Genomic DNA, 8,487 nt, shown 5'->3' on the forward strand with positions numbered 1-8,487 from the left:
CTTTCAGACGGCCTTTGGTATATTTAGTTCAATCAGTTGCCGGCAACCGTCATTTTGGAAACCAAGACGGAGCCGATTTGGTTGGACGAACGGCGTAATGCGTCGTCTGCCACGCCGATGATGTCGCGGTACATATCCTGCAAACGTCCGGCAATGGTGATTTCCTGAACCGGATAGGCAATGACGCCGTTTTCCACCCAAAATCCGGCCGCGCCGCGCGAGTAGTCGCCGGTAATGGTGTTAACGCCTTGTCCCATCAATTCGGTAACCAGCAAACCTGTTCCCATTTCTTTCAACAGGTCGGCCTGCGTGGCGTGGGTGTGGTTCAGATACAGATTGTGCGCGCCGCCGGCGTTGCCCGTTGTCTGCATACCGAGTTTTTTTGCACTGTAACTGTTGAGGAAATAGCCTTTGACGACGCCGTCTTTCACCACAAAACGCGGCTGCGTGGCCACGCCTTCGGCATCGAAATAAGTGCTGCGGAACGAGCGCAGGATATGCGGCTCTTCACGAAGGCTGAGAAACTCGGGCAGCACCTGTTTGCCGATGCTGTCAATCAGGAAGCTGCTTTGGCGGTAGAGCGCACCGCCGCTGAGTGCGCCGATAAGGTGGCCGATTAAGCCGACGGCGACAGTGGTGTCGAACAGTACGGGATAGCTGCCGGTCGGAACGCTGCGGCTGTTCAGACGGCGTAAAGTCCGTTCGGCTGCGGTTTTACCGATGAGTTCGGGCGCGTCCATGTCTTCGTGACGGCAGGAAGAATCGTACCAATAGTCTCGCTGCATGCCGTGTTCGTCGCTGGCGACCACGCTGCAAGAAATGCTGTGGTGCGTGCTTTGCTGGTGTGCGGCAAAGCCGTGGGTGTTGCCGTAAACGTATTGGTAATGGCCGGTATGAACCGATGCGCCTTCGGAATTTTCAATGCGTTTGTCCGTTGACAGCGCAGCCTGTTCGCATTGCTTGGCCAAATCAATGGCGGATTCGGTACTCAAATCCCATTCGTGGTAGCGGTCGAGGTCGCCGATATGGGTTGCCATCAAGGCAGCATCGGCAAGGCCGGCGCAATCGTCTTCGGCGGTATAGCGCGCAATATCGATGGCGGCCTTGACCGTATCTTGCAGGGCGCGTTCGGAGAAGTCGGCAGTGCTGGCGCGGCCTTTGCGTTGGCCGACATAGACCGTAATGTCTAAAGATTTGTCTTGTTGGAACTCGATTTGTTCGATTTCGCCCAGGCGCACGCTGACGCTTTGGCCGAGCGACTCGCTGAAATCGGCTTCGGCCGAGGTAGCGCCGGATTGTTTGGCCAAATCCAGCGTGTGTCCGCACAAGCGCAACAGCTCGTCCGGTGTGTGGTTAAACAGCATAAAAAGGTTTCCTGACAGGGTTTTGCGGCATTTTAACCGTTTCAGACGGCCACTGCAAAAATCGCACGGAAAGGCCGTCTGAAAACTGATAAAATAGGCAGATTCAGAAAATCAGGTAAACACAATGTTTGAACAAGAAGACGAATGGGTCAGCAAAACCCAAATGAAAAAGCAGATGAACGATTTGCAGGCTTTGGGTATGGAATTGACCAAGCTCTCCAGTGATACGTTGAAAAAAATCGGCTTGGACGAAGACTTGTTTGAAGCCATCGCCACCTATAAAAAAATCACGTCCAACAGCGCGCTCAAACGCCAAGCCCAATTTATCGGCCGCCTGATGCGCGATACCGACCCCGCACCCATCGAAGCCTATTTGGCCAAACTGCGCGGCGACAATGCAGCACACAATGCCTTTTTGCAACGCGTCGAGCAGGCGCGTACCCGACTGTTGGCAGACGATGGCGCGATTACCCAATTTATGGCCGATTTTCCGCAAGCAGACGCCGGTAAATTGCGCACCTTGATCCGCAACACCAAAAAAGAGCAGGAACAAAACAAACCGCCGAAAAACTTCCGCGCGCTGTTCCAAGAAATTAAAGCAGTGATGGAGGCCGGTCAATCCGATGCTTCAGAAGAAGGGCAGGATTGGGAGGAATAAACCTTAAGGCCGTCTGAAAACGGATTGCGGTTTTCAGACGGCCTGTATCGTAATACCGAAGGAGGATGACCATGAAATTTCGCCGCTCTGCAACCGCCTTGCTGGTTGGTGTATTGACCCTGAATGGTTGTACTACCGATCTTTGGGAAAGAAATAGCCCGTTCCATAAAACCACGACTGAAAAAACCGTTGCCAAAGACAATATTCACGCATTTGGCGTGGTTGCCAAAGACAATACGCAACTGGAAACAGGCAGCTTGGTCATGATGGGTGGAAAATATTGGTTTGTCGTTAATTCTAAAGATTCGGCCAAGTTGAAGGCGATCTTGGATGCTAAGCTGAGCAAACGGTTTCAAATGGTTCGGCAAAACCCAAAACAGGTGTATGAGGCTTTGCCGGTTGAATTAAAATCCCCTGAAGCGCAAACTTTCCGCTCGAATTTCTGCCTGCGTTACGATACTCAAAAAGTTGCCGAGATTGCCAAGTTGAAACAGCTGGCGTTCAAGCCGGTCGAACTCGATGACAAAACTGTCTACACACGGTGTATTTCTGCCGAAGGTCATTATTACGCAACGCCGAAAAATGTTGCCGAAGACCGCCGTTTTGACACTGCCGTTCCGGTCAGAATTTATTATGTGGAAACCAAAACAAGCACCGATGTTTGGAAGTTGACGGGTAATATCCTGAAAACGCCATTTACATTGGCTTTGGACGCAGTCGGCGCAGTGATAGCAGGCTCCTATGCCGTGATCGGTGAAATTGTCGATGATTCACGCAAATAATATCCAAGGCCGTCATCCCTGCAGGGGATAGAAAAAAGGCACATCCCATGCTTTTATAAGCGTGAATTAGAATCACCTTGAAATTAAATATTTTGAGATACATTATGAAATGTTGATAGAGATTTTTCTTATGGCCAATAATAGTAAAATTCGAATGACAAACAAAAATAGAAGTCTTTATAAAGGATTAATTATGCAATTAAGAAACTTAGCAGTATTACCAATTGTTATGTCACTTGTGTTTTTATCAGCTTGCGAAGTAAGTAACCATGAAAAACATTCTGAAATCCAACAATCAACCTCAAAAGGAAAAAGCAAAATGCAACCCCAAAGTCCTATGCTGAAAGAAATTTTTGCCAGTGAAAAGTACATCGAACCCGGTCAGTCCAAAGATGTAAGCCATATTGTTGCTAAATATCTCCCGATTGGTTCTTCTAAAAAGGAGGTAATTGAAAAATTGACCGAGATGAATCAACACTACAGCGATAAAGGACATATTATCTACGCAGGCTATGGCAAACAGATTCACCCGATGATTCCTAATCCAGAGGTAATGATTGAATTAAAATTTAACGCTTCTGGCTATCTGGAAAATATCGATAGTGAATTCTATTATGCTCAATAACAATAGGAGAATATAAATGGCAAACGAAAAAATTGAAGTCGGCTATCGGCATATCGGCACATTTGCGAATGTAGATTATCACCACAAATTTCTACTCTATACTGATAAAATGGGACAACAATATACTATCAGTGGATGGGTGGGTAAAGAAATTTCCCCACAACTTCCTTTGGGAAAAATCCATATTGAAACCGGCTTACCAAAGAATATTGGTTTACCATATAATGCCCAAAATCCGGATAATTTCAATAATAGGAAAACTGCTTGGTATAAAAGTTTAGATAAAGAACCTATTTCTCCACAAAAGCAATACCGCGAGCTAATCGCTGAAGCTCCTGATTTATCAGCTAAATGGGCTGAAATGGTACGCAATGCTCAAAGCAAGAACAATATCTATCCTTATGATTACTTAAGGCAAAATTCCAATACCCTTGCCGATACCTTATTGCGTGAAGCAGGCTTTCCTGAGCCTGAAAAAGATGGAATATTCCAACATCTTGCCCCAGGTTCGGGAAATAAGCTGAATAAGAGTCTTGTGCCGAAAGATCCTGAGGATCCGCATATCTCCGACATTAAAGATTTGAGTTATCTTGATGAAGAGAAACTCAGAGGAAATCCTCAGTACACCATGCAAATTCAAGAAGAAACATCTCACCATGTCGAAACAGCGGCAACAACCGACAATCCCAAGCCTCAATCCAAATACGAAGAAACTATGGCGATGCTGCAAGGATTATTGAATGATACCGACGGTTCGTATGCAAAAAAACTTTTGGCTGATAATCCTGACAAAGTGGCCAGTTTCAATGAAAGAGTCCAACAGACTTTAGAAGAAGAGTGGCAACAACAGCTTGTTGCTCAAGAAAACCAAAATATTCAACAAGAAAAACAACGAGGCTTCTCTCGTTCTGTCTGAAGCAAACATTACTCTGACTAATGTAGCTTGAGGGGTCGTCTGAAAAACGGTTTTCAGATGACTTCATCCTTTTACAATATCCCTTTCAAATATACAAAACTATCCTTGATTTCCACATCATGTCCGTCAAAATCCAAACACGTTCTATTAATCCGACTGTTTTTAACGACTTGCTCACTGCCGGTACCGATCCTTTGATTGCAAGGCTGTGTGCTGCGCGTGATGTGCAAAGTCCGGCCGAGTTGGACGACAAGCTTGCTGCGCTTTTGCCGTATCAAACGCTGACAAACTGCGAAGCCGCCGCCGGCCGTTTGGCGGATGCGGTTGAGCGTCAGGAAAAAATCCTGATTGTCGCCGACTACGATGCCGACGGTGCAACGGCGTGTGCCGTCGGTATGAGCGGTTTGGCGGCGATGGGGGCGAAAGTGGATTTTCTTGTGCCCAACCGCTTTGAACACGGCTACGGCTTAACGCCCGAGCTGGCCGAAATCGCGGCAGAGCAAGGCGTGGATTTATTGGTAACGGTGGATAACGGTATCGCCAGCATTGCAGGCGTGGCGCGTGCGCAGGAGTTGGGTTTGGATGTGATTGTGACCGACCACCATCTGCCTGCCGAGACCGTGCCCGACTGTATCATCGTCAATCCGAACCAAAAAGGCTGCGGCTTTCCCAGCAAAAGTTTGGCGGGCGTAGGCGTGATTTTTTATGTATTGATGGCTTTGCGTGCCGAACTGCGCCGCCGCAATTATTTTTCAGACGGCCTGAAAGAGCCGAATCTAGGCGACCTTTTGGATTTGGTCGCACTCGGTACCGTCGCCGATGTCGTCGCCCTCGACCACAACAACCGCATCCTCGTGTCGCAAGGTTTGAAACGGATGCGTTCGGGCAAAATGCGCCCCGGCATCCGCGCTTTGTTTGAAGTGGCGCGGCGCGATTGGCGCAAGGCGCAGCCGTTTGATATGGGCTTTGCGTTGGGACCGCGCATTAACGCCGCCGGACGGCTGGACGATATGTCGGTCGGCATTGCCTGTCTGTTGGCGCGAGATGATGCCGAGGCGCAGGAACTGGCGGCCCAGTTAAACAACCTCAATATCGAACGCCGCGAAATCGAGCAGTCTATGCTGCAAGACGCGCTGAATGATTTTCCCGAAACTCTGCCTCCAGGTCAGACGACTTTGGTGGCGTATCGAGACGACTTCCATCAAGGCGTGGTCGGCATTGTTGCCAGCCGCCTCAAAGACCGTTTTTATCGTCCGACCATCGTGTTTGCGCCTGCCGACAACGGCGAAGTGCGCGGTTCGGGACGCTCCATTCCCAATTTGCACCTGCGCGATGCTTTGGATTTGGTATCCAAACGCCATCCCGATTTGATTTTGAAATTCGGCGGACACGCAATGGCGGCGGGTTTGAGCATACTCGAACACAATATTCCCGCGTTTCAGACGGCCTTTGAAGAAGCCGTGCGCGAGATGGTGTGCGAAGACGATTTGTCGCAAACCTATATTACCGACGGCAGCCTGCCTGCCCGCGATATTACGCTGGAACAGGCGCAGAACCTTGCCCGCCACGTTTGGGGGCAGGGCTTCGCGCCGCCGAGTTTTACCGACGAATTCCATGTTGTCCGCCAGCAGCCTTTGGGCGCGGAGGGCAAACACAAAAAAGTCTGGCTGCAAAAAGACGGCTACGAATTTGAAGCCATGTTCTGGCGTTGCAGCGAAGACATTCCCGAATACATCCGCACGGTGTACCGCCCCGTTGCCAACGAATGGCGGAATAATCTCGAATTGCAGCTTTATATCGACTACTGGGAAGCCGCGTAAACAAAGGCCGTCTGAAAAATGAAGAAACAAAAACCTTGGCTCGGCTTTTCTTTGGCGCTGCTTGCCACCATGACTTGGGGCTCGCTGCCGGTAGCGGCGCAACAGGCCTTAAAAGCCGTCGATGCGCCCACGCTGGTGTGGATACGCTTTTTAGTGGCTTCGCTGGTGTTGTTTGCGTTGTTGGGACTGACCGGCAAGCTGCCGCGGCCGTCTGAATTTTCCAAGCAAACCTTATTTTTATTGGTACTGGGTATTATCGGTATTTCCGCCAACTTTGTGCTCGTTGCTATGGGTTTGCACTATATTTCGCCGACAACCACGCAGGTGTTGTGGCAGCTCTCGCCCTTTACCATGATTTTGGTCGGCGTTGGCGTGTTTAAAGAAGCCTTTACGCGCTGGCAAAAAATCGGCTTGATGCTTTTGCTGACGGGTTTGGTCATGTTTTTCAACGACAAATTCGGCGAACTTTTCAGTTTGGGCAGCTACGCGGTCGGGGTAATCATGGCGGCTTCGGGCAGCATGATTTGGGTGTGCTACGGCGTGGCGCAAAAACTTTTGTCCAAACATTTCAATTCGCAACAAATCCTGCTCATGATTTATTTTTGCAGCAGCTTTGTTTTCCTGCCGTTTGCCGAACCATCACAAATCGCCCATATCGGCAATCCGTTTTTATGGGGCTGCTTTATCTATTGCTGCTTAAACACGCTGATCGGTTATGGTTCATTCGGCGAAGCGCTCAATCATTGGGACGCTTCAAAAGTCAGTATCGTCACCACGCTGATTCCCGTGTTCACCATGATATTTTCCACCATCGGCCATCATCTCGCCCCCGATTATTTTGCCGCTTCGGATATGAATATCGTCAGCTATGTGGGTGCCATGGTGGTTGTGGCCGGAGCATTGCTGGCTGTGGCCGGAGAGAAAGTAATGGGGCTTTTTTTGAGAAAGATATAAAGCATTTATTGCGAAACAGAATAAACAAGGCCGTCTGAAACAGGTTTCAGACGGCCTCATGTGGAACGATCAGCCGAAAGACCGCCCACCAAATTCCCTTTCCGCAGGATTCTGCTGCACAGAAATTTCCCTCGCTGCCGTTTGTTGCCGTTCCTGTTCCATTCTTTCCTGCACTTTGGCATTGAAAGCATCAACAACTTCGCGGTTTTCCGCCAAAACCTGTTCGGCGAAAGAGCCGTCCTTATCGTTGAGCAAGCCTTGAACCAAGGCATGGAATTTATCTGTTTGGGTTCGCGGTTTTTCGCGGGTCGGAGCGGTAACATCCTCGATGTGTTTGTCTCTGCGACGGGCATCGGCGGGATGTTTGACACCGTAAGCCGTATTCATACGGAAGTTTTTTAAATCTTCCATATCCAGTTTGCCTTCGACTTTGACCTGTCGTCCTCCCGGCAGCCTTACTCCGTTATCTTCTTTACTCTGGCTGAGGAACTCCACCAAAGCTTCGTTTACTTTTTTGCCATATTGGTTGCCTATATCGGCAATAAAGACTTGTGCCTGCATATTGGATTGCAGGAATTGCTTGTTTTCAAGATTTGTGATTTTAGAAATAACTTTATGGACTTCACCAACTTTTTTATTAAGAACTTTAACATAATCCCGATTGATTAATGAGATACCGGTTTCGGAAGCCAAAGCCTGATTCAATTTCGGTTTCAGATTTTGATACACCTGTTTGTCTTCGGCAGACATTTTATTGAATGGCTTGTATAGATGGATTTGCATCTGCTTTATTTCATTATCGGAAATAAAACGGTTGCCTTTTGAGTCTGTTGCCTCTCGCGCAATCCGTTCCAACAAATTCCTCCCTTCATTATTGCCGCCTATGTCGTACTGGATAGGACCGAAACTCGGACCGCTGGCAGCCTTCTCCGCATTCGATATTTTGTACGCGCCGCGCCCGCCCGACAATTCGTTTACCATCATGGCTTGATGGATATAGTATTTCAAACCGTCTTCCGGTTTCAGATGGTCTCCGCCTGTAAAACGACTCATATCAGTCTCCTAAAAAAATTAAAAACGTTCCAATGCTTTTAAGTGATATTGTGTTTGTTGAACGTCACACAGATAGAGGATTTTGTCTGAAGGAGTTTTCAAGTCGGTTGTGATTGTCGGGTCGGAACAAAGTTCCTCCTTATAAGCCTTCCATTTTGAGCGGATGCTTGCAAAATACTGTTTTGTCAAGCCATGAAGTTTTTGGTCTTTGGCAGTGGCACGTCGAAATAAATCTTCGTACTTCTTATCTAATGCAATTTCAAAATCTAATAGGGTAAGCCTCAAACAATCTTCATCCATTTGGTCAACAGGTTC

General features: G+C 48.4%; 9 protein-coding genes. 6 read left to right on the plus strand and 3 right to left on the minus strand.

The genetic code is table 11. The features are described from left to right. Positions 1–32 precede the first annotated feature (32 nt). Positions 33–1,364, minus strand: coding sequence for a metalloprotease PmbA (gene pmbA, locus HMPREF2711_RS09470; RefSeq protein WP_003745863.1), 1,332 nt, complete (start codon positions 1,362–1,364; stop codon positions 33–35). A gap of 124 nt (positions 1,365–1,488) precedes the next feature. Between pmbA and yjgA the strand changes: the two genes are divergently transcribed. The 6 genes from yjgA to HMPREF2711_RS09500 all read left to right on the plus strand — a co-directional run bounded on the left by yjgA (position 1,489) and on the right by HMPREF2711_RS09500 (position 7,119). Then, the gene (gene yjgA, locus HMPREF2711_RS09475; protein ID WP_003745867.1) at positions 1,489–2,022 is read left to right on the plus strand and encodes a ribosome biogenesis factor YjgA; all 534 of its coding nucleotides are present in this window, start codon (positions 1,489–1,491) and stop codon (positions 2,020–2,022) included. Positions 2,023–2,093: 71 nt separating this feature from the next. After that, positions 2,094–2,804 (plus strand): hypothetical protein, encoded by a 711-nt coding sequence (locus HMPREF2711_RS09480; RefSeq protein WP_003745869.1) that lies wholly within the window; start codon positions 2,094–2,096, stop codon positions 2,802–2,804. 193 nt (positions 2,805–2,997) lie between these two features. Next, the gene (locus HMPREF2711_RS09485; protein ID WP_003745871.1) at positions 2,998–3,429 is read left to right on the plus strand and encodes a hypothetical protein; all 432 of its coding nucleotides are present in this window, start codon (positions 2,998–3,000) and stop codon (positions 3,427–3,429) included. A 16-nt stretch (positions 3,430–3,445) separates the two neighbouring features. Further along, positions 3,446–4,345: a hypothetical protein gene (locus HMPREF2711_RS09490; RefSeq protein WP_003745872.1), complete on the plus strand. Its 900-nt coding sequence runs from the start codon at positions 3,446–3,448 to the stop codon at positions 4,343–4,345. 119 nt (positions 4,346–4,464) lie between these two features. Continuing rightward, positions 4,465–6,165 (plus strand): single-stranded-DNA-specific exonuclease RecJ, encoded by a 1,701-nt coding sequence (gene recJ, locus HMPREF2711_RS09495; RefSeq protein ID WP_003745874.1) that lies wholly within the window; start codon positions 4,465–4,467, stop codon positions 6,163–6,165. Between the two features lie 18 nt (positions 6,166–6,183). Next, complete coding sequence (locus HMPREF2711_RS09500; protein ID WP_003745876.1) at positions 6,184–7,119, plus strand: DMT family transporter; 936 nt, start codon at positions 6,184–6,186, stop codon at positions 7,117–7,119. Between the two features lie 69 nt (positions 7,120–7,188). Here HMPREF2711_RS09500 and HMPREF2711_RS09505 read toward each other — a convergent pair whose 3' ends face one another. Together HMPREF2711_RS09505 and HMPREF2711_RS09510 are read right to left on the minus strand one after the other, a co-directional pair. Beyond that, positions 7,189–8,172 (minus strand): hypothetical protein, encoded by a 984-nt coding sequence (locus HMPREF2711_RS09505; RefSeq protein ID WP_003745878.1) that lies wholly within the window; start codon positions 8,170–8,172, stop codon positions 7,189–7,191. An 18-nt stretch (positions 8,173–8,190) separates the two neighbouring features. Then, positions 8,191–8,487, minus strand: a 297-nt coding sequence (locus tag HMPREF2711_RS09510) for a hypothetical protein (protein WP_070616044.1), incomplete at its 5' end; no start/stop codon positions are given.

This window comes from Neisseria sp. HMSC070A01 (genome assembly GCF_001810165.1).
Lineage (GTDB): Bacteria > Pseudomonadota > Gammaproteobacteria > Burkholderiales > Neisseriaceae > Neisseria.

Coding starts and splice junctions, on each gene's coding strand:
- pmbA (WP_003745863.1), bottom strand. CDS start 1,364: ATGCTGTTTAACCACACACCGGACGAGCTGTTGCGCTTGTGCGGACAC.
- yjgA (WP_003745867.1), top strand. CDS start 1,489: ATGTTTGAACAAGAAGACGAATGGGTCAGCAAAACCCAAATGAAAAAG.
- HMPREF2711_RS09480 (WP_003745869.1), top strand. CDS start 2,094: ATGAAATTTCGCCGCTCTGCAACCGCCTTGCTGGTTGGTGTATTGACC.
- HMPREF2711_RS09485 (WP_003745871.1), top strand. CDS start 2,998: ATGCAATTAAGAAACTTAGCAGTATTACCAATTGTTATGTCACTTGTG.
- HMPREF2711_RS09490 (WP_003745872.1), top strand. CDS start 3,446: ATGGCAAACGAAAAAATTGAAGTCGGCTATCGGCATATCGGCACATTT.
- recJ (WP_003745874.1), top strand. CDS start 4,465: ATGTCCGTCAAAATCCAAACACGTTCTATTAATCCGACTGTTTTTAAC.
- HMPREF2711_RS09500 (WP_003745876.1), top strand. CDS start 6,184: ATGAAGAAACAAAAACCTTGGCTCGGCTTTTCTTTGGCGCTGCTTGCC.
- HMPREF2711_RS09505 (WP_003745878.1), bottom strand. CDS start 8,172: ATGAGTCGTTTTACAGGCGGAGACCATCTGAAACCGGAAGACGGTTTG.